This is a genomic window from Bartonella sp. B30(2025) (assembly GCF_053793825.1).
In genome coordinates this window covers 1,183,556-1,207,825 of the sequence record NZ_CP200034.1, presented here as the reverse complement: position 1 = coordinate 1,207,825, position 24,270 = coordinate 1,183,556, and the positions used below count along the sequence as shown (strand labels likewise).

General features: G+C 38.6%; 22 protein-coding genes. 16 read left to right on the top strand and 6 right to left on the bottom strand.

The features are described from left to right. Nucleotides 1–153: 153 nt before the first annotated feature. The 8 genes from atpH (at nucleotide 154) to ispG (ending at nucleotide 9,952) form a co-directional block, all read left to right on the top strand. Nucleotides 154–738 carry an ATP synthase F1 subunit delta gene (atpH, locus tag V4P55_RS05115; protein ID WP_455474023.1) on the top strand — a complete coding sequence of 195 codons (585 nt, stop codon included), beginning with the start codon at nucleotides 154–156 and terminating at the stop codon, nucleotides 736–738. Next, nucleotides 738–2,273, top strand: coding sequence for a F0F1 ATP synthase subunit alpha (atpA, locus tag V4P55_RS05110; RefSeq protein WP_455474022.1), 1,536 nt, complete (start codon nucleotides 738–740; stop codon nucleotides 2,271–2,273). The genes atpH and atpA overlap by 1 nt, the downstream gene beginning before the upstream one ends. Nucleotides 2,274–2,297: 24 nt before the next feature. Beyond that, nucleotides 2,298–3,209 (top strand): F0F1 ATP synthase subunit gamma, encoded by a 912-nt coding sequence (locus tag V4P55_RS05105; RefSeq protein ID WP_455474021.1) that lies wholly within the window; start codon nucleotides 2,298–2,300, stop codon nucleotides 3,207–3,209. A gap of 20 nt (nucleotides 3,210–3,229) precedes the next feature. Continuing rightward, entirely contained in the window at nucleotides 3,230–4,822 is a 1,593-nt protein-coding gene (gene atpD / locus V4P55_RS05100; RefSeq protein WP_455474020.1) for a F0F1 ATP synthase subunit beta, read from the top strand. A gap of 62 nt (nucleotides 4,823–4,884) precedes the next feature. Beyond that, the gene (gene atpC / locus V4P55_RS05095; RefSeq protein WP_455475051.1) at nucleotides 4,885–5,301 is read left to right on the top strand and encodes an ATP synthase F1 subunit epsilon; all 417 of its coding nucleotides are present in this window, start codon (nucleotides 4,885–4,887) and stop codon (nucleotides 5,299–5,301) included. A gap of 22 nt (nucleotides 5,302–5,323) precedes the next feature. Next, complete coding sequence (locus tag V4P55_RS05090) at nucleotides 5,324–6,973, top strand: MFS transporter (protein WP_455474019.1); 1,650 nt, start codon at nucleotides 5,324–5,326, stop codon at nucleotides 6,971–6,973. Between the two features lie 21 nt (nucleotides 6,974–6,994). Further along, nucleotides 6,995–7,999, top strand: coding sequence for an HlyD family secretion protein (locus V4P55_RS05085; protein WP_455475050.1), 1,005 nt, complete (start codon nucleotides 6,995–6,997; stop codon nucleotides 7,997–7,999). A gap of 711 nt (nucleotides 8,000–8,710) precedes the next feature. Further along, nucleotides 8,711–9,952, top strand: coding sequence for a flavodoxin-dependent (E)-4-hydroxy-3-methylbut-2-enyl-diphosphate synthase (ispG, locus tag V4P55_RS05080; protein ID WP_455474018.1), 1,242 nt, complete (start codon nucleotides 8,711–8,713; stop codon nucleotides 9,950–9,952). Between the two features lie 106 nt (nucleotides 9,953–10,058). On the opposite strand, the gene V4P55_RS05075 is transcribed toward ispG, so the two are convergent. After that, nucleotides 10,059–10,961, bottom strand: a complete 903-nt coding sequence (locus tag V4P55_RS05075; RefSeq protein WP_455474017.1) for a polyprenyl synthetase family protein — start codon at nucleotides 10,959–10,961, stop codon at nucleotides 10,059–10,061. Nucleotides 10,962–11,279: 318 nt separating this feature from the next. Here V4P55_RS05075 and rpmF point away from each other — a divergent pair, with 318 nt between their 5' ends. Next, on the top strand, nucleotides 11,280–11,459 hold the full coding sequence (rpmF, locus tag V4P55_RS05070; protein ID WP_455474016.1) for a 50S ribosomal protein L32: 180 nt from the start codon (nucleotides 11,280–11,282) through the stop codon (nucleotides 11,457–11,459). 501 nt (nucleotides 11,460–11,960) lie between these two features. Here the strand turns inward: rpmF and V4P55_RS05065 are convergent. The 3 genes from V4P55_RS05065 to V4P55_RS05055 all read right to left on the bottom strand — a co-directional run bounded on the left by V4P55_RS05065 (nucleotide 11,961) and on the right by V4P55_RS05055 (nucleotide 14,775). Then, on the bottom strand, nucleotides 11,961–12,545 hold the full coding sequence (locus V4P55_RS05065) for a CarD family transcriptional regulator (RefSeq protein ID WP_455474015.1): 585 nt from the start codon (nucleotides 12,543–12,545) through the stop codon (nucleotides 11,961–11,963). 311 nt (nucleotides 12,546–12,856) lie between these two features. After that, nucleotides 12,857–13,195, bottom strand: coding sequence for a ferredoxin FdxA (fdxA, locus tag V4P55_RS05060; RefSeq protein WP_455474014.1), 339 nt, complete (start codon nucleotides 13,193–13,195; stop codon nucleotides 12,857–12,859). A 20-nt stretch (nucleotides 13,196–13,215) separates the two neighbouring features. Then, nucleotides 13,216–14,775 carry a hypothetical protein gene (locus V4P55_RS05055; RefSeq protein ID WP_455474013.1) on the bottom strand — a complete coding sequence of 520 codons (1,560 nt, stop codon included), beginning with the start codon at nucleotides 14,773–14,775 and terminating at the stop codon, nucleotides 13,216–13,218. Nucleotides 14,776–15,334: 559 nt separating this feature from the next. Here V4P55_RS05055 and V4P55_RS05050 point away from each other — a divergent pair. Then, on the top strand, nucleotides 15,335–16,246 hold the full coding sequence (locus V4P55_RS05050) for an RNA polymerase factor sigma-32 (protein WP_455474012.1): 912 nt from the start codon (nucleotides 15,335–15,337) through the stop codon (nucleotides 16,244–16,246). Nucleotides 16,247–16,388: 142 nt separating this feature from the next. Here V4P55_RS05050 and V4P55_RS05045 read toward each other — a convergent pair whose 3' ends face one another. Next, nucleotides 16,389–17,762: a M48 family metalloprotease gene (locus V4P55_RS05045; protein WP_455474011.1), complete on the bottom strand. Its 1,374-nt coding sequence runs from the start codon at nucleotides 17,760–17,762 to the stop codon at nucleotides 16,389–16,391. Between the two features lie 21 nt (nucleotides 17,763–17,783). Here V4P55_RS05045 and V4P55_RS05040 point away from each other — a divergent pair, with 21 nt between their 5' ends. From V4P55_RS05040 to V4P55_RS05025, 4 genes are all read left to right on the top strand, one after another. Further along, nucleotides 17,784–17,954, top strand: coding sequence for a hypothetical protein (locus tag V4P55_RS05040; RefSeq protein WP_455474010.1), 171 nt, complete (start codon nucleotides 17,784–17,786; stop codon nucleotides 17,952–17,954). An 82-nt stretch (nucleotides 17,955–18,036) separates the two neighbouring features. Continuing rightward, entirely contained in the window at nucleotides 18,037–18,681 is a 645-nt protein-coding gene (locus V4P55_RS05035; protein ID WP_455474009.1) for a thiamine diphosphokinase, read from the top strand. A 98-nt stretch (nucleotides 18,682–18,779) separates the two neighbouring features. Next, entirely contained in the window at nucleotides 18,780–19,190 is a 411-nt protein-coding gene (locus tag V4P55_RS05030; protein WP_455474008.1) for a hypothetical protein, read from the top strand. Nucleotides 19,191–19,237: 47 nt separating this feature from the next. After that, on the top strand, nucleotides 19,238–21,049 hold the full coding sequence (locus tag V4P55_RS05025; protein ID WP_455474007.1) for an ABC-F family ATP-binding cassette domain-containing protein: 1,812 nt from the start codon (nucleotides 19,238–19,240) through the stop codon (nucleotides 21,047–21,049). Here the strand turns inward: V4P55_RS05025 and V4P55_RS05020 are convergent. Then, nucleotides 21,012–21,269 (bottom strand): DUF2312 domain-containing protein, encoded by a 258-nt coding sequence (locus V4P55_RS05020; RefSeq protein ID WP_455474006.1) that lies wholly within the window; start codon nucleotides 21,267–21,269, stop codon nucleotides 21,012–21,014. The two genes, V4P55_RS05025 and V4P55_RS05020, sit on opposite strands and share 38 nt — an antisense overlap. A gap of 1,017 nt (nucleotides 21,270–22,286) precedes the next feature. Between V4P55_RS05020 and V4P55_RS05015 the strand changes: the two genes are divergently transcribed. Both V4P55_RS05015 and pyk read left to right on the top strand, forming a co-directional pair. Next, nucleotides 22,287–22,820 (top strand): DUF1036 domain-containing protein, encoded by a 534-nt coding sequence (locus V4P55_RS05015; protein WP_455474005.1) that lies wholly within the window; start codon nucleotides 22,287–22,289, stop codon nucleotides 22,818–22,820. After that, a complete protein-coding gene (pyk, locus tag V4P55_RS05010) occupies nucleotides 22,817–24,253 on the top strand; it encodes a pyruvate kinase (RefSeq protein ID WP_455474004.1) in 1,437 nt (478 codons plus the stop codon). The genes V4P55_RS05015 and pyk overlap by 4 nt, the downstream gene beginning before the upstream one ends. Nucleotides 24,254–24,270: the final 17 nt, after the last annotated feature.

Below are 24,270 nucleotides of genomic sequence, written 5' to 3'. Positions count from 1 at the left end.
ATTTGTGCTGTTGCGAGTCGGTTATGTCTATGCTAGAAAACAAAAAGTTTTTTGTTCTAGGTTTTAAGTAGAGGATTCTTAAAATTTAGAATATCTGTTTCATTTCATCTGATAATTATCAGAGGGTTGCTCTAGGGAAAGAGGCGGTATTTCGTGTCAGATTCATTTTCTCTTATACCGCTGCCATTGGTAGACCAGCGTTACGCAGAGGCACTTTTTGACTTTGTTCAAGAAACAAAATCTGTTGAAAGTGTTGAAAAGGCAGTAGCATCTTTTTTGATTATATTGGATCAAGATAAAAATTTGAAGCGCTTTGTACAGAGCCCATTTTTTTCAGCAAAAGAGCAAATCAAAGTGATGTCTTCTGTTTGCGATAGTATTGAGTTTTCTAATGAAAAAGCAGGTCAGGTTATTCGTAATTTTTTGCGTGTGATTGCAGTAAATCGTCGGCTTTGTGCTTTATCTGGTATTTTACATGCTTTTCAGCGCCGTGTTGCTTTGTCTCGTGGAGAAGTTGTGGCGCAGGTTGTTTCTGTGCGTTCACTTAGTTCTCATCAGGAAGAGGAGTTGCGTACGGCTTTGAAAAGTGTCGTTGGGGAAAAAATTTTGCTACGTATCATTGTCGATCCAACAATTCTTGGCGGGTTAATTGTTCGCTTAAGATCGTTTCAGATTGATGCGTCTCTTGTGGCTAAATTATCTTCGCTTAAGCTTGCATTGAAAAAAGAGGTCAGCTGATGGACATTAGACCGTCTGAAATTTCAAAAATTCTAAAAGAGCAAATCAGAAACTTTGACCAAAAGGCTGAAGTTTCAGAGATTGGTTGGGTTTTATCTGTAGGTGATGGTATCGCCCGTGTTTATGGCTTGGACAATGTCCAAGCTGGTGAAATGGTTTCTTTTTCGAATGGTGTCCGTGGGATGGCATTGAATTTGGAGATCGATAATGTTGGGGTTGTGATTTTTGGTTCAGATCGTGGTATTCGCGAAGGTGATTGTGTTAAAAGATTAGGCGCTATTGTGGATGTCCCTGTAGGACCAGAGTTGCTTGGGCGTGTTGTTGATGCTCTTGGAAACCCTATAGATGGTAAAGGTCCGATTAAAGCAAAAGAGCGTCGTCGTGTTGATGTTAAAGCTCCAGGAATTATTCCGCGTCAGTCAGTTCACGAATCAATGTCGACAGGATTGAAAGCTGTTGATGCACTTATTCCCATTGGGCGTGGACAGCGTGAGTTGGTGATTGGAGACCGTCAAACGGGGAAAACCGCGATTTTGCTCGATACTTTTTTGAATCAAAAGCCTTTTCATGAAAAAGATTCTGGACGCGAGCAAGATAGAGTCTATTGTATTTATGTCGCTATTGGTCAAAAACGTTCAACCGTTGCGCAATTTGTGAAAGTTTTGGAAGAACGTGGAGCTTTAGAATATTCAATTGTCGTAGCGGCTACGGCTTCTGATCCAGCGCCTATGCAGTTTATAGCACCTCTTGCTGGGTGTGCTATGGGAGAATATTTCCGCGATAATGGCCAACATGCTTTGATTGGTTATGACGATCTTTCAAAACAGGCGGTTGCTTATCGTCAAATGTCTCTTTTGCTTCGCCGTCCTCCTGGTCGTGAAGCTTATCCAGGAGATGTTTTCTATCTTCATTCTCGTCTTTTAGAGCGGGCTGCAAAGTTGAATGCTGAGAATGGTTCTGGGTCTTTAACGGCGTTACCTGTTATTGAAACACAGGCGAATGATGTTTCTGCTTATATTCCAACCAATGTGATTTCGATTACCGATGGGCAGATTTTTCTAGAAACCAATTTATTCTATCAGGGTATTCGTCCTGCTGTGAATGTTGGTCTATCGGTATCACGTGTTGGTTCCGCTGCACAAATTAAAGCGATGAAGCAAGTTGCAGGTTCAATTAAAGGTGAGTTGGCACAATATCGAGAAATGGCGGCTTTTGCGCAATTTGGTTCAGATTTGGATGCATCCACGCAGCGTCTTTTAAACCGTGGTGCACGTTTAACAGAGCTTTTAAAACAGCCACAATTTTCTCCGCTTAAAATTGAAGAGCAAGTCGTTGTTATCTTTGCTGGTGTGAATGGTTATCTTGATGCCTTAGATATTCCTGATGTTGGTCGGTTTGAGCAGGGGCTTTTGACACTTATGCGCAGCGATTATCATCATCTTTTGCAAGCGATTGCTGAACAAAAGCAGTTAACAGATGAGATTAAGGAGAAATTGGTTGCTGTCCTTAATAATTATGTGAAAAAGTTTTCATGATAAATTAATTGATGGAATGCTTAAATGGCGTCGCTAAAAGATCTGAGAGACCGTATCGCCTCGGTTAAGGCGACACAGAAGATTACCAAAGCTATGCAAATGGTTGCGGCGGCGAGGTTACACCGTGCGCAAGAAGCTGCTGAATCTGCGCGTCCTTATGCTCAGCGGATGGCTGCTATTTTGGCTAATGTTGCTGTTGATGTGGACGCTATTGATGCGCCCCCTCTTATGCGGGGGACTGGTCGAGATGATGTGCATCTTTTAGTGGTATGCACTGCTGAACGTGGTTTATGTGGTGCTTTTAATGTGCAAATTGTGCGTCGTGCTCGCGAGCAAATTGAGGCGCTGTTGTCAGCTGGTAAAGTTGTTAAAATTTTAACTGTTGGGAAAAAGGGTGCAGATATTTTAACACGTAGTTATAAGCCCTTGATGATTGACCATATTGATTTGCGTTCTGTAAAATGGGTTGGTTTTGCAGAAGCGTCAATGATTAGTCAGCGTATTTTGGAATTATTTAATGAGGGTGCGTTTGACGTGTGTACGCTGTTTTATTCTGAATTTGTTTCAGTCATTAATCAGCGCCCGACGGCTTTTCGCTTAATACCAACGATTTCTCCAAAAGAGGATGTCGTGGGTGAAAATGTTGCTGAAAAGACAGGAAAAAGTAAAGATTTAAAATCGACAGTTTATGATTATGAGCCTGATGCAGCTTCTCTTTTGGATGAACTTGTTCCACGCAATCTTTCGGTGCAAGTTTTTCGAGCTTTGCTTGAAAATGTTGCGGGTGAAATGGGTGCAAAGATGACTGCTATGGATAATGCATCGCGTAATGCAGGCGAAATGATTAATAAATTGACGGTGACTTATAATCGTCAGCGTCAGGCACAGATCACTACGGAACTGATAGAAATTATTTCCGGCGCTGAAGCGCTTTAAAATTGAAAAGGTAAGGATCGATGGTAAAAGCGGTAACGTCAAGCAAAGGAGCGCCAAAAGCTGGAGAAAAAAAACCAGCTGCGCGTTCAAGCGTTAAAAAAAACACCTCAAAATCTCAAGCTGATGCAAAGGATTTTTCAAGTTCTACGCGTACTTCTTCTGAAGCTGTGCATACAAAAGGTTCAGTTGGTGAGATTAAGCAGGTTATTGGTGCCGTCGTTGATGTGCAATTTGAAGGCGAGTTGCCAAATATTCTCAATGCGTTAGAGACAGACAATTTGGGCAATCGGTTGGTTTTAGAAGTTGCGCAGCATTTGGGTGAAAACACTGTACGCACGATCGCCATGGATACGACAGATGGTCTTATGCGTGGTCAAAAAGTTTTTGATACAGGGACACAGATCAGTGTTCCCGTTGGAGAGGAAACGCTCGGTCGTATCATGAATGTGATTGGGGAACCCGTTGATAATGTGGGACCCATTGTTACAGCAAAGAAACGCGCCATTCACCAAGATGCTCCCGCATATGTTGAGCAATCAACAACATCAGAAATTCTTGTTACTGGTATTAAAGTTGTTGATTTATTAGCGCCTTATTCAAAAGGTGGTAAAGTTGGGCTGTTTGGGGGGGCTGGTGTTGGTAAAACCGTTCTCATTATGGAGCTTATCAACAATATCGCAAAAGCGCACAGTGGATATTCTGTGTTTGCAGGTGTTGGAGAGCGTACACGTGAAGGAAATGATCTTTATTATGAAATGATTGAAAGCCGTGTAAATGTGAATCCCAAAGACAACGATGGTTCAACAAAAGGATCAAAATGTGCACTTGTTTATGGACAGATGAATGAGCCACCAGGGGCACGTGCACGTGTTGCTCTTACAGGGTTGACTATTGCTGAAAACTTTCGTGATGAAGGGCAGGATGTTCTTTTCTTCGTAGATAATATCTTCCGCTTTACACAAGCGGGAGCTGAAGTATCTGCTCTTTTGGGGCGTATCCCTTCTGCAGTGGGTTATCAGCCAACTTTGGCAACAGATATGGGAGCTTTACAAGAACGTATTACGAGTACAAAAACAGGGTCTATTACTTCTGTGCAAGCTATTTATGTTCCAGCAGATGATTTGACTGATCCAGCACCTGCTACGTCTTTTGCTCACTTGGATGCAACAACTGTTCTTTCACGTTCTATTGCTGAAAAAGGTATTTATCCAGCGGTTGACCCGCTTGATTCTTTCTCACGTATGTTAGATCCATTGATTGTAGGTGAGGAACATTATTTTGTCGCAAATCAGGTTCAAACTATTTTACAAAAATATAGATCTTTGCAGGATATCATTGCTATCCTGGGAATGGATGAGCTTTCTGAAGATGATAAGTTGCTAGTAGGGCGGGCTCGTAAAATTGAACGTTTCTTTTCTCAACCTTTCCATGTGGCTGAAGCTTTTACGGGTTCACCGGGAAAGCTTGTTCCTTTGGAAGATACAATTAAAGGCTTTAAGGGGCTTTGTGCTGGTGATTATGATGATTTACCAGAAGCAGCTTTTTATATGGTTGGTACGATTGATGAAGCCATTGAAAAAGGAAAGCGTCTTATTGCAGAAGCTTCTTCGTAAGGTGTGAATCTATATTGAAGATATGGTAAGAGGTTTTTGTGGTGAGCCATGTGGAGGTTGCTGTGGAAAACAATGGGATAGAGAACTTTTTATTTGAGCTTGTATCACCTGAAAAACTCGTTCTATCAGAGCAGGTGAAATCTGTTGTTCTTCCTTCAGCATCAGGTCAGTTAACGGTCATGGCGCATCATGCTCCTTTGGTAACGAACATTGTGTTGGGAAGTGTCCGCGTTTCATGCTTTTCAGGTGAAAAGTTGTTTGCGGTTTTTGGTGGTGTTGCTGATATTAACTCTTCGGGTTGTTCTCTTTTAGCCGAAAAAGTGGTTGCTGTAGATCACATGTCTTTTGATGTTTTAGAACAAAAAATTTTGCAAGTTCTTGCAACATTGGAAGGGGAAGCAAGTGATAAAACAGACCACAAGGTAAAGGAGTTTTTTCGTCAATTAGCAGATGTTGATGGTGCGTTGATGGAGGCATAAAAGGTCATGCAGGAAAAACGACGTGAGCGGTAAAAAAAAGTCAGCTATGTCTAAGAAATATGCTGGGCCGTTTCCTCGTCCTGGTACTGTTTTCGCGGGACCTTTGCCAAAGTGTTTTGTTTATATTTTTGCTTCTTTCATTTTGCAGTGGGCTTATGGTTTAGGGGCGAATATTGTTCAATCTAACATTATCCAGCTTACGGGTGATTTTCATGCAACTATAACTGAAACTATATGGTTGGTTGCTGTTTATATGGCGCCAAACGTCAGTGTTGCGATCATGTTGATCAAAATTCGTTACCATTTTGGTTTGCGTGCTTTTGCTGAATTATCAATTCTTGGGTTTGTGTTGGTATGTATTTTGCAGTTGTTTGTGACAGACCTGCGTTCTGCACTGATTATTCGTTTTTTTGCTGGGATTGCGGCAGCGCCTCTAGCCTCACTTGCACTTCTTTATATGATGGAAGCTTTTGCACCAGCAAAAAAATTTACCATTGGACTCAGTTTAAATTATATGAATGCGAATTTGGCAGCGCCTTTATCTCATCTGATTTCTCCTAAATTAATGGAAAATGGTGGATTTTTTAGTCTTTCTGCGTTGGAAATGGGATTAGTCCTTATCAGTTTGGGATGTATCTTTGCTCTTCCACTCACTCCTGTTAAACGCAATAAAGTTATTGTGACGTTAGATTGGGTAAGTTATGGTCTGATTGCGCTTGGTCTTGGGTTGAATGCTATTATTATGTCGGTTGGCACGTTATACTGGTGGTATGAGGCTCCGTGGATTGGTTGGGGATTTGTTCTCGTTATTTTATGTTTGATGATTGCAACTATTCTCGAGCTTAATAGAGAAAAGCCATTAATTGATTTTCGCTGGCTTTTTAGTAAAGAAATGGTGCAGCCTGTTCTTATTTTACTGGCTTTTCGCGTTCTTTTATTGGAAGATTCAAATTTAGTATCCGAATTTTTTAATCTTTTTGGTTTGTTGAACTCTGAAACGGCACCTATGTACCTTGCTGTTACACTTGGGACCCTATTAGGGGGAGGAATTTGTGTTTTTTTTCTACGCGAAGGTCGAGAAGATTATTTTTATCTTATTTCTTTGAGTTGCTTGGCATTTGGAGCATACTTAGACAGTTATGTAAGCCAATTAACACGTCCAGCAGATATGATGTTAAGTCAAGGACTGATTGGTTTTGGTTATGCAGTTTTTTTGCCTGCTGCTCTTTTTAAGGGGTTTGTCATATCCAGTGAGCGTGGACCTCGTTATGTTTTAAGTTTTATTACGATTTTTTTACTAACGCAAATGACAGGGGGATTAATGAGTTCGGCTTTCTTTGGCAGTTTGCAGCTTTTTTTCGCCTATATGCATTTTGAACATTTAACACAGAATATTGTTGTTACAGATCCTCTTATTTTAGGTGAAATGAATACCTTATTTTCGTATCCTTACGATGTATCAGCTTCTCATATTTTAGGAGATGAGAGAGGAATGTCTGAACTGATTAATAAATTGAAGTTAACAGCAAATATTTTCGCTTATAATGATGTTTTTCGACTGTATTTTTATATTGCAACAGTTGTATTTGTTGTTTTTTTTGCAAAAGTCCTTTTCAAATCATGTTCTTTGATAGCATTCAAAAAGCTAAATAATGTGCACCAAGAGGGATAAAAAATGACAAAAGTATTAAAAATGGTGAGAACATTAAGGGCAAAGAGAACAATTGTTGTATTTTTATCAGGTACTGTTGGCATCTTATTGATTTTGTGGGCTTGGAAGCTTCCTCCTTTTGTAACTACAATTCAAATGACGGATAATGCTTCAATTAAGGGCAATGTTACCCTGGTAAGTACGCAAATTTCTGGTGTGGTTTCACGGATTTATGTCCAAGATTACCAAAAAGTGGAACAGGGAATGCTTTTATTTGAACTCGATGATTCTCTCTTTAAACAACAACTTGCACAAGCACAGGCAGTTCTTGATTCAAAAAATGCAAAACTTGCGAGTATTCTATTGCAAGATCAGATTTTGCAGGGAGAAATTAATATGATGGAAATCGAATTATCGCGTTCACAAAGATTTCCCAATGCTCTTTCTGGACAGAAAAAACATAGCATTGATGATGTTTCAAGTCCTGCTGCTCGCTCTCTTTCACAATTATTGGCAGCGCTTGAAACAAAACGTAAATTGCAAAAACAATTGAGTCTTGAACGGCAAAGCTTACAGTCAGAGGCTGACGGGGCAAAGGTTGGTGTTGAATTAGCTAAACTTAATTTAAGACACACGAAAGTGGTGTCTCCTAGAACGGGGCATGTTGGATTAGTTGGTGTGCAAGTGGGACAATATGTTGTGCCTGGTGCGCAATTAATGTCAGTTATTTCGGATGATATTTGGATTATTGCCAATTATAAAGAAACGCAGCTTTCTCAGATGCGTGTAGGACAACCTGTTGTTTTTTCTGTTGATGCATTAAATAATAAAAAATTAACAGGACGGGTGGATAGTTTCGCACCTGCTACGGGCTCGGAGTTTTCATTGTTAAAAACAGATACTTCAATTGGTAATTTTATAAAAATTGCGCAACGTATCTCAGTTCGTATTTCTTTAGATCCTGGACAAGATGGTGTTGAAAAACTTATTCCAGGGATGTCTGTTGTGACATATGTAGATACTACACAAAATGTTTCTGGAGGTTGAAGTTTTGCTTCTTTTCAGTTTGATTTTTATTCCCTTTTCATACAGTAAGTGGGTATTTACCTTAGAAGATTTTATTTGGTTTATTATGACGAAGATTTTATCTTACTATCTCTATTTTTGATCTTGCAAAGCTGTAACAATATAAACACAGCCCGCTTGAAAGCGGGCGCGAGAATGGTGGTATTATATTTAGTTTTTGCGTGTTAGAAGAAGGCCAGCTAACATCATCCCAGCTATTAATGCGAGAGTTCTTTTAGGGTTTTCTGCTACTTTTTTTTGCAATTTTATGCTATGATCGTTTAGATAACAAAGTGTATGCAAGCATTTTTTTCTCCACGCTTCGAGCTGCATGTCGAGGTTGTTATGATTAGAATACCAATGATGTGTGGGTTTGAATTTATTTTTAAATTGTGCAATGCATCTTTTAATTTTAGCATTTCGTAAATAAGATGAAAATGGATACATTTGTTGATTCCTTCATATTTTATAATATCTTACGGTACTTGGAATTATTCTTGGAATTTTCTATAACGGATAGAAAATTGAAAAGTTGCATTGGTTATGCTTCTGTAGATGAATAGTGAAAGAAAGAGTTTTCGCTAAATAGGGGTAAATTTCTTTCATCTATTTTTTTAAATTATACTCTGATAAGTGTTATTCATAATAAGAGTGATCTATATATAATATAGGTTTTGCAAATGTAAGGATTTGATGGGCACAGTGTCTTATTTATCTAAACCTCTTGAGCGTCGCCGGTCTGTTGCTGTTGCAGTTGGCGATGTAATTGTCGGTGGGTCTAGCCCGATTGTTGTTCAGTCAATGACGAATACGGATACTGCTGATGTTGACGCAACGGTTGCACAAGTTGCTGCTCTTTGGAAGGCAGGTTCGCAATTGGTCCGGATAACGGTTGATCGGGATGAAGCGGCTGTTGCTGTACCTAAAATACGGGAGAGGTTAGAACGGATAGGTATCTCTGTGCCATTGGTGGGGGATTTTCATTATATTGGTCACAAGCTTTTATCAGATCATCCCGCATGTGCTGAAGCACTGGAAAAATACCGAATTAATCCTGGAAATGTTGGTTTTGGTGCAAAAAAGGACCGTCAGTTTGCAGAAATTATCGAGATTGCTTGTCAATATAATAAGGCTATTCGAATTGGTGTGAATTGGGGTTCTCTCGATAATGTGCTGTTGACGGGACTTATGGATGAAAATGCTCGGAAGGAAAATCCATTACCTGTTGCTGAGGTCATGCGGGAAACTGTTGTTCAATCTGCGCTTCATTCGGCTCGTTTGGCTGAAGAGATTGGGCTTGGACGTGATAAAATTATTCTTTCTACGAAAATGAGTGGTGTACAAGATCTTATTGCTGTTTACAGCTCTTTAGCGGAGCGTTGTGATTATGCGCTCCATTTGGGATTAACAGAAGCCGGGATGGGAACAAAGGGGGTTGTAGCATCTTCAGTTGCTTTGGGGGTTTTATTGCAGCAAGGAATTGGGGATACAATCCGCATTTCATTAACGCCTGAGCCTGGCGGAGATCGGACACGGGAAGTAAAAGTTTGTCAAGAGCTTTTACAAGTCATGGGGTTTCGACAGTTTTTACCTGTTGTTGCGGCTTGTCCTGGATGTGGTCGAACAACCTCGACAGTTTTTCAGCAATTGGCACAGAAAATTGAAGAAAATTTATGTAAAAATATGCCTGTGTGGCGTGAAAAATATCCTGGTGTTGAAGGGTTAAAAGTTGCGGTGATGGGATGTATTGTAAACGGGCCTGGAGAATCAAAACATGCAGATATTGGAATCTCTTTACCTGGGGTAGGGGAAAGCCCTGCTGCCCCCGTTTTTGTTGATGGAAAGAAGGTTAAAACCTTGCGGGGTAATCATATTGCTGAGGAATTTGAAGCAATACTTGGTGACTATATTCATACACGCTTTGGGCAAGGTTAAAGTTTGTAATCGGGATGACGTTTAGAGCAATAGGGCAAAAGACAAAGAAAAAATTTTGCTTGAATCTTAATGCTTGTCTCTTGGTATTTTAAGTGTAGATCAGCGATTAATTTTGGCGTGTTGCGATGAAATGGGCTGCTTGCTGAAGTGGCTTTGCTTTAGCACCAAAAGATTCTAGCAATTCTCCCGCTTTAGCGATGAATTCATCTCGTTTTTTCTGTGTTTCTTGCACACCATAAAGGCGAACAAAGGTCGCTTTTTGTGCAGCTTCATCTTTTCCAGCAGTTTTTCCTAAAACTTCAGTACTAGAAGTAATATCGAGTAAGTCATCTGCTAATTGAAAAGCAAGACCAATATATGTGCCAAAATCAGCAAGGGCCTGGATTTGTGCGTCAGAAGCATTTCCAATCATTGCTCCCGCTTTGCAGGCAAAGCTTATAAGAGCAGCTGTTTTCATGCTTTGCAGAGAGATAATACTTTCGCTATTTTGTGGTTTTTTTTCGGCTTCAAGATCAAGAAATTGCCCTCCTACCATGCCTCCAACCCCTGCCGATTGTGCAAGAGATGTGATAAGGTTTATTTTGGTTTCAAAGGAAAGTGCGTGAGCTTTATGTGCGATGATTTCAAAAGCAAAAGTGAGAAGAGCACTGCCTGCTAAAATTGCCGTAGCTTCATCAAATGCTACATGGACAGTGGGTTGTCCGCGTCGGAGTATATCGTTATCCATGGCGGGGAGATCGTCATGAATTAGTGAATAACAATGAACGCATTCTAAGGCTATTGCAACGTCAAGAGAGTGTTCAGCAGGAATATCAAAAAGAGCGGCACTTTGAATAACAAGAAAAGGACGAAGACGCTTACCACCATTTAATACACCATGGCGCATAGCTTTGATTAATGTTTCAGGGCGGGAAATTTCACCATTTTGAACTTCGTGATTTAATAATGCATCAAGCCGTTTTTCAATGGTATGACCATGTTTTGCAAGAAGGGTAGTAAATTCATACATTCTTGCTTTCCTTATATTTTAGCAAAAATATTGAGTAAAATGAAACTTTAAAGTTTAAAGCACAAAGATTTTCTGTCCTGTATTTTATTAAATCAATTTTGCTCAAACTTTAATCGTTGTTTATGAAAAAGGTTTTTATTTTGTATTTATTAATATTGTATGCGGGAGTTTTGTTAATGCCAAATAAAAAATTAAATGAATGTCTAGTCAAACGACTTTAATCAGTGTATAACCAAACAAAAATTTCTAATGTTATTAATAAGGGTTGTGTCATTTTTGATACTGCCTGTTCTTTTAATGGATTTGGAGTGTCTCTTTATGGCTGTACCTAAACGAAAAACCTCTCCATCAAAGCGTGGTATGCGCCGTTCGGCTGATGCCCTTAAGGTGCCGACTTATGTTGAAGATAAAAATTCTGGCGAATTGCGTCGTCCTCATCACATTGATTTGAAAACAGGAATGTATCGTGGACGTTCCGTTTTACCTGCTAAAGATTGAGATAATCTGTCTCATAAGTGGTAGATAACACTTTGTTTAGTTAATCTTTAATCTCATAGCCTTAGCAGGCACAGAAAAAGAAATACTTTTAAGGTAGCTTTCTTAAAAGTATTTTTTGTTAAAGTAAAAAAAATTCCGGTCGTGTGTAAGATTTACTTGTCGGCTTATTTGTTATTTTCAAAATACCCTAAGAGCTTTTTAGCTTTTGGGGCGTTTTTTTATAAAGCGACTTGATCAATTTCTACTGATATCAATGCAATATTAAGTATAATAATTAAAGTATTTTTTCTAATAAGATTCTAACGTGCATGTAACAAAAAAACTAGCTTCATCATAAGAGATGAAGCTATGGGTTCAATTCTATTAATACCCCGTTGTACAAAAAATCCTATTGATTTTCTGTAAAGTTCCCTCTATGTGCGAAGATTTGCTAATCGTAATAAGCAACCCGTATACAGCTTATTTTGGTATTCTTCTGAATAATTTTTGCGTTTATTATATTTATGCAGCGTAGACAGTACTGTTGCTTGCATTAGAGTTATCAATTCCTGTCTTAAATTTACGCTTTGCTCTGTTAGAGAGATGCATCTCTATAAGATTAATAGCCTCTGTTTCGGAAAGACTATTAATCACAGCGATTTCACGCGCCATCCGTTCCAGTGCAGCGGTATAGAGTTGGCGTTCAGAATAAGATTGCTCAGGTTGTATATCTGAGCGAAAAAGATCACGCACGACTTCAGCGATACAAATAAGATCTCCAGAATTAATTTTAGCATCATATTCTTGAGCACGGCGTGACCACATAGTCCGCTTAATTTTTGCTTTCCCTTGTAAAATTTTTAAGGCACGTTCAACAGAATCAACAGCAGACAATTTACGCATTCCAACAGAAATTGCTTTTGCAATTGGCACTTTGACATCCATTTTGTCTTTGGCAAAGTGAATAACAAAAAGCTTTAATTTATGTCCTGCGACTTCTTGATCTTCAATCGCTATAATCTGCCCTACTCCATGGGTGGGATAGACGATATATTCAGATGTTGAAAACCCTTTAGCATTGGAAGAATCGCTCTGTTGGGATGCCATATTTTAATCTACTCCCTTATGACTAATAAGTGTGCCAAAAAACAGGCATAGAGCCTGATTTGAATATTCTTTAACCAAGCATATTACATTAATTTAGCGAGCATAAAAGCTAAGTACTTTTAAATGTAAAAAGAACACCCCGCTCTATAACTAAAAAGCAAAGAAAAAACACTTATGAAGAATAACTATATCACCTTGACACTAACACCAAAAATGAAAAAAATCAATCATTTCGCGTGGAATTTTTTAATTTTGCATAGAATGAATTTAAACTTTTGAAGAAATTCGATTTGGTTCATATTTATGCAAGATTATTCGCCACTTCCTGGATTTTCTGAAAAATATTTTTCGAATTTATTGGGAACCCCATCCATTTCTTTTGCTTGAGGAAGAGGATCTTTTCGAACGGTTAAATTAGGCCATTTTGTTGCATAATGTAAATTAAGTTCTTGCCACTTTTCTAGTCCTGGTTCTGTATCAGGCTTAATAGCTTCTGCAGGACATTCTGGCTCACAGACACCACAGTCGATACACTCATCGGGATGAATGACAAGCATATTTTCACCTTCGTAAAAACAGTCAACAGGGCAAACATCGACACAATCAGTATATTTGCAGTGAATGCAATTGTCAGTTACTACATAGGCCAAAATTAAACTCCATTTCTACTTTAGTGATCTTTGTGAGAAAGTCTATCTGTATCCTTGTCATTTGTGAGTTTATCACGCAACGCCATTAATTTTGCAAAAGGTGAATCAAGATTGAAGGTTTTTTCCTTTTGGAATGATTTATGATTTGGGCGTTTATTACGAGACTTGTTTGCGTTGTAAGAATGCTTCTCTTGCAATGTCTCTTTTTGATGGGGATTTGCACTTGTTTTATTTTCTTTTTTTAAAGTTTTTTTGTTTTGCCAGGCTTTCTCTTTACTGCGTTTTTTTTGAGAATGGTGGTGAGATTGATAATTATAACGCCATAATAAAATAACTTTCTCTTCTGCGGCAATGCGTTTTTGTTTTGCTAAATTGCCTACAGGCTCTGCTGCGGGGAGGCATTGTGTAGCACAAGATTTTTCCTCATTATTGGCAGGTAAAGCGTTTTTTTCTTCTTTAATGGTTTTTGATGTATCCATGGTTTGCCATTGATCACCAACAAATTCTGCTGCAGGAATATTTTGTGTTTTCGTTGTGTAATCAGAAGCTGTATTTTGCATAAGATTTTGTTCAAAAACAGCACTGCTACAAGGATGCGATTGATAGCCAAGTCCTGTAAGAATTTCTTCCATATCGGTTGCATTGGCTCCAAGAATAGACATCATGGTTGGAGTGGAAAAAAAACTTTTTCCATCATATGCACCATCAGGTTTTGGTTCATCGCCCTGTTTCCAATTGAGTGCAGAACGGATTAGGTTTGCAAGACGTTCTAAAATATCAATTCGTACAGCACGCCGCCCTAAAATTCGATAACCAGCTAATTGATAAAACTGATGATTATAAGTGGGATCAACAACCAGAGAAGTTCGTCCCGCAGCCAAAGCTGTTAAAATTTCATTCAATCCCGTTTGGTCATGATTCTCATTTTGAAGACTCCATAAAAGTGTGATGGCTTGGATTGGAGCTGGTTTAAGCATTGCTGCAATATAAATATGAAAAGCACCAAAACGGACACCTAACCGCCGTAACACTGCACGTGATTCCTGATCAAGATTTTTGACAGTTTCAGCAACTTCTCGACGAGGTAAAATGCCTAAAGATTTAATCAGTTGTAAAGCGATATCTCTTGTAGCATCTGTTAAATCATCGGCATTATGCAAGTCAAACAGCGGCTTTAAAGCTGTTTCAAAATGAAAAGTGATAAAACGCTCTAATCGTTTTACTACGTTTTCGTGCGCATCTCCTTTTAATTGCGCATCTGCTAAAAGAATAAGTTTTGGTTTTAAAAAATCTTCTGTTGCGACCAGTTTGCTTACGGGTTGACCAGCCCAGCGTACGATTCCATCAGAACTGAGGGTAAAGTCCGCATTAGCAGAAGCACAAAAGCGTATAGCACGCTTTTCAAAGGCAACAACAAGATTTTCTTCATTTGCTAGATTTTGCGTATCAACTGATTGATCAGTACTGCTTTTATTGGCATAAAAACGAAAACCTTCGAATCTGCCATTTCCATATTTTTCAATAAGAACATCATCCTGAAGAATACCATTGTGTTGAATAATCTTGCTATCCATGATCATTTCTTTCTCAGTGCTGTATCAGTAAAAAGCTTATCCTTTACAATTGCATAAATTGTGTCGCTCCTTTAGCACGTTTGTTGTGCTTGCTTCAATCATTCTTGTTACTTTTTGATACTTCTTTTTGTTTTTGCCACTTTTATTTTATATTTTGCGATTTTTTCTTTTTTATTTCATTTGTGGATATTGCTCGTATGAGTTGTATTTTAAACGAAAAGTTGTAAAATACCTCTTTATTTAAGAGTTTTTTAAGTTAAGCACTAAACAAAACAAATCTTATTTTATTGGGCTTCTGATTTTATTCATTTCTGTCACAATGATGTAGGGAAAAATTTTTTTCATAAATTTCTAAAAAAAAACAGGCATATAGCGGCTTTTTCGTCAATAAATTTACACTTTAAAGTAGTAAGTTTTGTGATTACAACAAAAAAACAATTGCGATTATAAAAATACACGCTAAAGTAGCGATATAAAAATAAACAACTTTTACGTTCTTTTTTGAAAGGAACGGTGGTGTCGTTGCCAAGTTAATTTTAATAATTTTAATCGCAAGGGGTTATTGATGAGTAATCTTGTAGGTGCTGTTTATAAGAACGGCAAAAATTATGGCGATGCGGATAAAAGCTTGGGACGCAATATGATGCGTTCTGCCATGCAAGCGCCTTATCTTGAACGACAAAAAGAGCATGATTTAGCTCTGCGGTGGAAAGATAAACATGATGATGAAGCTATGCATCAAATTGCGGCGGCTCATATGCGTTTGGTAATTGCGATTGCAAACCGTTTTAAACGTTTTAAAATGCCATTGGGAGATCTTGTCCAAGAGGGCTATGTGGGACTATTAGAAGCAGCAGCACGTTTTGAGCCTGATCGTGAGGTTCGTTTTTCAACTTATGCAACATGGTGGATACGCGCTTCTATTCAGGATTATATTTTGCGAAATTGGTCAATTGTTCGAGGAGGAACGAGCTCTTCACAAAAAGCACTTTTCTTTAATCTTCGTCGGCTGCGAGCTAAATTGGTGCAAGATGATAGCGCTTTAACAAAGCAAGATATTTTTCGTACAATCGCTGAAAAGCTTGGCGTTTCAGTCCGAGATGTTGAAACGATGGATTTCCGTTTTTCTGGTGCGGACAACTCATTGAGTGTTTCTATTTCTGATACGAGTGAAAATTCCGCTGCTAAAATGGATGCTCTCGTGGATGATAATCCACTTCCAGATGTTTTAATTGAGCAAGCAATTGATGGACAGAGACGAACACAATGGCTTTATGATGCATTACAAATTCTGAATGAACGAGAATTGGAAATTATTCGTTTTCGCCGTTTAAATGAAGAGAGTGCTACTTTAGAAGTTTTGGGTGAAAAGTTAGGGATCTCGAAAGAACGGGTGCGCCAAATTGAAGCACGTGCTTTGCAAAAATTGCGATCTGCTTTGTTGAGCGCTAATCCTGTAGAAGCTTATGAGGTATAAACACTTTAGCAAGTTCTCTATAAACAAAATTGGAATTTGCGTATTACAAATAAGGAAGAAATGCACTCATATCAGAGCAAGAGTTTGGTCGAGACAATATGAAGTGATTATTAAGAATGCAGGAAATTTAAAAGTTCTGCATTCATTCAGAGATAATTTTAACGCGTTTGCCTGGGTGTAAAGTTGTTGTTGGTGAGAATGCATTAAGAATCCGAAAGAGTTTTTCTTTGTGGATTGTATTGTGCATTTTGTTCGCAAGGCTTGTAATGCTGTCCCCTGGTTTAACGCGTACAACGCGAATTTTTAAAGGTTTTAACTGTTTTAATTGTAATGATGAGAGGGGATGGAAACTTTGAGTGATTGCTTTAGCAATGGTTTCAAGGTTTTGAAAATGGTGAGGAGCTGCAATAAGGAATCTAAAGGCGTGATTGTTAAACAAAATGACAGCGACATCAAATTGCCATTGTTCATTGAAAGCACGGGCGTGGGCTCCAGATAAACCTTGGATCATGATTGGGTGAACAGACGATTCGTCTAGCCCTATAATCCATCCGCTTTTTAAATAATCGCTTGCAGATATATTGAGAGGAAGTGGGACTGCATCAAAGCGAATAGCCACTTTATCTTGGTTGCTGGCTAAAAAAGCACTGGTTGAATTGGTGATTACAAAATTATTTGGGATAGAAAAAGTTATGCCTAATTGTGGATGAATGAATTGATTGTCTCGAATATACCCTGCATGAAAATTACCACCAAAAATCATGCCATCGATTGCATTTAAGAAATTGTTGCGGTCTGTAATTCCAGTATTAGGTGTATAGACTTCACGCGCTTTTTTCATAGCAAGGCGAATCCGTTCAGGGGTTGTTGGATGTGTTGCTAGAAAATCTAATGAGGTATTTGTGGTGCCTGGCGTATTGCTAAAGGTACTATAAGCTGCCAGTGATTGTAAAAATCGTGGTGATGCAAATGGATCATATCCAGCACGGTTAAGCATTTCAATTGCGATTGAATCAGCTTGCAGTTCTTGATTGCGTGAAAACTGTGCCAATTGTTGCTTATTTTTAATCGTGTTTTGGCCTTGTGTTTCAGAATGTGATAACACATTTTTGGAATTAAGGTTTGCAAGCCTCAATTCTGCTTTTTTTTGTAAACGTAAAATGCCATGATTAGCTACGATATGAGCTATCTCATGCGCTAAGACTGCTGCAATTTCTGAAGAATCATTTGCTAATACCAACATTCCGCGTGTTACATAAATATAACCGCCTGGTAGTGCAAATGCGTTGACACTTTCTGAGTCTAAAGTTGTAATATGATAGGTCTGGTGAGAATTTTGTGAGGCAATAGTCAGTTTATGCATAATGTTTGCCAACAAATTTTCAAGCTTTGGATTATGATATGCTCCACCATATATTTGCAAAATACGTGGATGTTGTGTAGCACTTAATGTGGCGTAAGCATTGTTTCTGTTTGCATTTTTGATTTGTTCAGGAGCATTTAAAGAAGAAAGCATATTTTTTGGGGGAAAAGGCGCATGGCAGGCAGAAAAAAGAAGCGTAAAGCTTATGGACAGTGCTTTACAGATTTTAGCACAAAGAAAAAATATTCGTTGAAAAAATCTGATGCTTCGGATCACTTTACACCTCGTTTTCTGATAGAAGCTTTGAATAAATTCATGCCCATTTATAATTTAAGAAGTTCTTAGGAAAAAATCTTTTGGACGGCAATCATAACGATTATTTACAAAAAATAATATGAAGAAAGCATTACGAAAGGCATAATATGTTATGACAACATTTACAATATTGTTAAATGGAGATGTTTACGTCACTGATCGCTTACGCAATCAAATTCGCAATAGCCGTGTGATTGCAGCTGATGGTGGAATGCGTCACGCTGCTGCACTGGATGTGATGCCTGAATTATGGTTGGGTGATTTTGATTCATTTGATGAAACTTTAACATATGCATATAGTAATGTTCCCCGCGAAATTTTTCCTTCAGATAAAGATATGACCGATAGTGCACTGGCGTGTGAAAGAGCTTTACAACGTGGTGCAAAGAAACTTATTCTATGCGGTGCTTTTGGAGGTGAGAGGAGTGATCACAGCCTTTCTCATATGACACAAGCACTGATGATGGCAGAAAAGGGTATTTCCATATTATTAACCAGTGGCAATGAGGAAGGATGGCCGGTTTTACCACAGCCTTTTTCTTGCGATTTGCCTGATGACTGTCTTTTTAGTATTATTGGCTTTTCTGATCTACGAGGGTTAACTTTATCAGGTGTAAAATGGCCAATTTATGACAAAAATATACCTTTTGGATCTTCCTTAACACTTTCTAACCGTATTTATGGAACTTTTTCCTGTCATTTAGGTTTTGGAAAAGCTATATTGTTAGCATCTGTACCTATTCCCAAAAGCTCTTAAAATCTGTTTGAGCGAAGCAAATAGAGGTATAGCGGTCATTAAGTGCTGAAATTGAGTGGTACATTTTATATTTTGATGTTTAAAGGAGAGGGTTTTATATGCTAAAATCAATTTTAAAAGTGACGGCTGTTTCAGCAGTGGGATTAAGTTTAGTGGCTTGCTCTGCGAGTGAAGAAAGAGTAGCGGGTTATGGTGTTGGGGGCGCTGCTTTAGGCGCTTTAGCAGGGACAGCAATTGGTGGAACTACTGCGGGCGCAGCGCTTACCGGCGCAACAGTTGGGGCTGTGGCAGGTACAGTAACAGGTATTGCTGCAAAGCAAAGAAGAGAACAGAAAAATGCTATTATGATGCATCATCACGCTGTTCAGCAACCAACACTATGCACTTATCGTACGAAACAGGGATATGTCTATCAAGCACCTTGTAAGCAAGTGCCTCAAACGCCTCAATTGTGTACTTATCAAGGTAAAGGGGGTGTCGTATATCAGGCACCATGTCGTAACCGTTGAGAACGGTACCTTTACTCCGGCTTGATGATATTTTTTTAAGCTTTGGAATGACCCCTTTGCTTAATCAGGTTTGCTTGTCTGTAGAGCAAGGGGCTCGTATTGCGTTGGTTGGGCGCAATGGATGTGGAAAATCAACGCTGCTAAAAATTGCGGCTGGAATAATAGAACCAAGTGGGGGGCAAATTTTTCGCCACCCTCGGGTTACGGTGCGCTATGTCTCGCAAAATCCTGATTTTTCAGAAAATGAAGATATCCATACCTATGTGCAAGCTGGTTTAGATTATGCCCCTGATGTGCAGTGGGTCAATATACTGCTCAAAAATCTTGGGTTTTCAGGAACAGAAAAATTAGCAACGCTTTCTGGTGGCGAAAAGCGGCGCGTTTCGCTATTACGAGCAATCGCTGTAAAACCAGATATTCTTCTCTTAGATGAACCAACCAATCATCTTGATTTGCCAACGATTGAATGGTTGGAAGGTGTTTTGCATTCTTTGCGTTCAGCTATTGTTGTGATTTCGCATGATCGGCGTTTTTTAGAAAATGTTACGCGTTCAACAATATGGCTTGATCGGGGCACAACAAAAAGATTGGAAAAACGTTTTTCTGAATTTGAGAGTTGGCGAGATAAGGCGTTAGAAGAAGAAGCGTTACAGCAACATAAATTAAGTCGGCAGATTGTGCGTGAAGAACAATGGTTGCGCTATGGGGTAACCGCGCGGCGTAAACGTAATGTGCGACGTTTGAGTGCATTAAAAGAACTGCGACAAGTGCATCAAACTTATAACGGACCCTTGGGAAGTGCGGTCTTTGCAGCTTCTAAAAGTCATGATTCTGGTCAATTGGTCATTGAGACGAAAAGAATTTCAAAATCTTATGGTGATCACATTATTGTAAAAGATTTATCTTTACGGATTCAGCGTGGAGATAAGATTGGTTTGGTCGGTCCCAATGGAATAGGAAAGACAACATTGTTGTCTGTTCTCATTGGACAAGAATCAGTCGATAGTGGAACAATCAAACACGGACATAATCTTTCCGTAGCATTACTTGATCAACAGCGTATTTTAAATGAAGAAGAAACTGTAGCACAGTATTTAACAGGTGGAAGAGGTGATACGCTTCTCATTAATGACAAAGAGCGACATGTCGTTTCTTATCTGAAGGATTTTTTGTTTTTACCGGAACAAGCGCGTACACCGCTGAAAGAATTATCAGGTGGAGAAAGAGCGCGTTTAATGCTTGCTAAGCTCCTTTCACGGGCAGCAAATTTTTTGGTTTTAGATGAGCCAACTAATGACTTAGATATGGAAACATTAGATTTGTTGCAGGAATTTATTGCTGATTTTGCCGGTACAGTATTGTTGGTAAGCCATGATAGAGATTTTTTAGATCGAACAGTAACACATATGTTGGCACCTCAAGGTGATGGGTTATGGGTTTTGTATGCTGGTGGCTATAGCGATATGATAGCACAGGACAAACAAGCGGCATTATTACAGCGTAAAGAGCTACCAAACTTTCGTGCGCGGGAGCATACAAAGCAAACTTCTATTCCAGCAGAAAGAAAAACACAGCGCAAATTATCCTACAAACAGGTCTATGCATTAGAAAAATTGCCTGAACAAATTGCGGTTTTGCAAGAGGAAATTAAAGAAATTGAACAAGAGCTTTCTGATCCAGCGCTGTATACGTGTAATAAAGATCGTTTTGAACGTTTATCAACAGCGCTGAATGAAAAGAAAAGCTCTTGCACGCAAAAAGAAGAAGAATGGTTGGAGCTTGAACTTTTGCGTGAAGAAATAGAAAAGGAAAATAGCGCTGCTAACTCATCCCAAGTGCATTTTTATAAAGTTGAATAATGGCTTCTTCTTCAAGCCGCTCATGGTCTTCTTTTTTGCGCAACCGTACAATGTTTCGAACAGCTTTACTATCAAAACCAGATCCTTTAAGTTCCGCATAAACTTCTCTAATATCATCAGAGATGGTTTTTTTCTCTTCTTCTAATCGCTCAATACGTTCAATAAAAGCACGCAGTTGATTTGCAGATATAGCGTGTGTTTGATCAGTCACTGTGTCCATTGTATCTCTCTCCAGATTGTATGTTTAAGGCTGTTTTTTCACAATACACTCATGTTTTGAATGTTTGAAAAACATAAAATAAATCAAGCTGTATAATTTTTTATAAATTTATTCTTAGACAAACAGTAAAATTCTCACGAGTCTTTATAATCAAAGTGACAATGATACAAGATATTTTTCTAACTGATTTTCCTAAACGAAGCCGATAATACAGCCATCGGCAACTCTTATAACAAAAGAAAATAACCATCTTAATGATCGTTTATTTTACTTCGTTGAAATCATCAATAGTGCATTTTGGTAATCCATATTTGTTCAAATGCATTTATATTTAAAGAGTATAGATTTATTTTCTAAAACAAGTATGAAGAATCATGTTTTAAGAATTTTTTATCATATTGATAAATAAAAGAATTTTTACAATTGCGTTTAATACTGATGAGATCTTTTATGAAGATTGTCGACGTATATTGAACTTTTCTCGATTTTATTACTCCTTTATCTGAAGGGTAAGTTTATAGTGTATTGTAAAGAGATAAAATGAAAATTTCATAATAACACAATTTTTTATAAAAGACTTGTTCGCTGTTGCATATATTTTGATACAAGCAAACAGCAGCGTTCTAAATTAAAAGAGGTTAATTTTTTAGTTAAGTTATATGCAAGATAACCTTGGCATCTTCTTTGTGGGTAAAGAGTTCATCATTGACAAAACACTCTTATTCCTCTGATCTTCTCTACGAAATTCAGATTTAAGGTTTTTATGTATAGATTTTATTTTATCAATGGAACTATCCTATTTTTTTCATCTATATCTACATTTTTTCTATTTAGTAATTCTTTATTAAATTTACTATTTTTATTGTGTTATTTTGAAAAATTTACTGGAGAAGTAAAAGATCTTTTGTAAAAGTCTAGAGCTATATAAATTGATAAAAGGGTGAAAAGAGGCAAAAAAGATGAAAATACATCTGCATGTGCACAAAGATCTTTAAAAAAAGAAAAAGAAAGAGATATATGTTTTGTTTTTGTAGTTTACGTCATAAAGGTGGTTTTGTGGTTGCTAAAAAACAAGAATGGGTGCTGCAGAAGAAATGGAGAGTTTTTCTTTTGAGTACTCTTTTTTTTATTTTATCCGTTGGTTTTGCAAAAGCAGATTTTCGGGTTTGTAATACTACGCAGCAACCTGTTGGAGTTGCCATTGGTTATCGTACATTTGCAGGCTGGGTGAGTGAGGGATGGTGGGTCATTCCTGATGCAGGATGTAAAACCTTAATTGAGGGGGCTCTTTCTTCTCGATTTTATTATTTTTATGCGGAAGGAGCCCAGAAAAAAGGCAACTGGTTAGGCCCTATCACTATGTGTGTGCAAGATAGTCAATTTATGATTCAAGGAGTTCATGATTGCTTTGCCAGAGGTTTCCAAAAAGCTGGTTTTAAAGAAATTGATACAGGAAATCAGACAAGTTGGGTGGTGCAATTAACGGATAAATCTTTGTTCAATGATTCGGTTTTATCTTCTTCCCCTTTCCCAGGAGTTTCTTCACCGTGAAATATGCGAGAAAAGTAAAAATTATTGCTACTCTTGGTCCTTCTTCTTTTTCAACTTCGATGATTGAAAAGCTTTTTATGGCGGGAGCAGATGTTTTTCGTCTTAATATGAGCCATCTGGACCATGAGACAGTGTGTGATTTGGTGAAACGAATACGCGATGTTGAAAAAATTGTTCGTCGACCAATTGGTATTCTAGTAGATCTACAGGGACCAAAATTGCGGGTTGGCTCCTTTGCCAAAGGGCAAGAAGATTTAGTGGTTGGGCAAATTTTTACTTTAGATGATCGTGATGTACTTGGTGATGCGCAGCGTGTTTTTTTTCCGCACAAGGAGATTTTTACAGCTGTTAAACCGGGAGATCGGTTGTTGATTAATGATGGGAAGTTGGAACTGCGTGTTGAAGTGTGTGATAGCCATCATATTCAGTGTCGTGTGGTCGCTGGTACCTATATTTCTGACCGAAAAGGGGTGAGCTTTCCTGATACGGTTTTGCCTTTTGGTCCGATAACACCAAAAGACCAAAAAGATTTACAGGTTGTTTTAGAACAGCCCGTTGATTGGGTTGCACTTTCTTTTATTCAGCGTCCAGAAGATATTAAGATGGTGCGTCAGTTGACGAAAAGTAAAGTAGCTTTAATGGCTAAAATTGAAAAACCACAAGCTTTGGAGCATATAGAAGAGATTATTGATATTTGTGATGGTATCATGATCGCACGAGGAGATCTCGGTGTGGAAATGCCATTAGAGAAAGTTCCTGCTATTCAGATGGAGCTCATAAAAGCATGTCGTCTAGCAGGAAAACCTGTTGTGGTGGCGACACAAATGCTTGAATCAATGATCACATCATCTGTTCCAACACGGGCAGAAGTTTCTGATGTAGCAACAGCTGTTTATGCAGGAAGTGATGCGGTGATGTTGTCGGCTGAATCTGCCTCTGGGCTTTATCCTGAAGAAGCAGTATTAATGATGGACAGAATCACGCGGAGCATTGAACAAGATCCAACCTATGCTGCGTTAATTGGTGCACAGCACCCCGTTCCAGAATCAACAGGAACAGATGCGATTTCTCTTGCTGCTCGCCAAATTGCTGAAACGCTTCAAGTAGCGGTCATCGTTGCTTATACAGCTTCAGGAAGAACGGGTGTGCGCGCATCGCGTGAGCGCCCAAACAGACCAATTATTGCTCTTTCACCCATTGTGGAAACTGCGCGGCGATTGGCGTTGGTTTGGGGGCTTTATTGTGTGGTTACAGAAGATGCACGTGATTTAGAAGATATGGTTGATCGTGCAGCGGCAATTGTTTTTCAAGAAGGGTTTTGTCGTGGAGGAGATAAATTTATTGTGACGGCAGGCATTCCTCTGGGAACGCCAGGAGCTACAAACTTATTGCGCATTGCTTCTGTTTCTCAAGACGGAAAAAAAAGCGTTTAATGTAAATTTTTGCACTT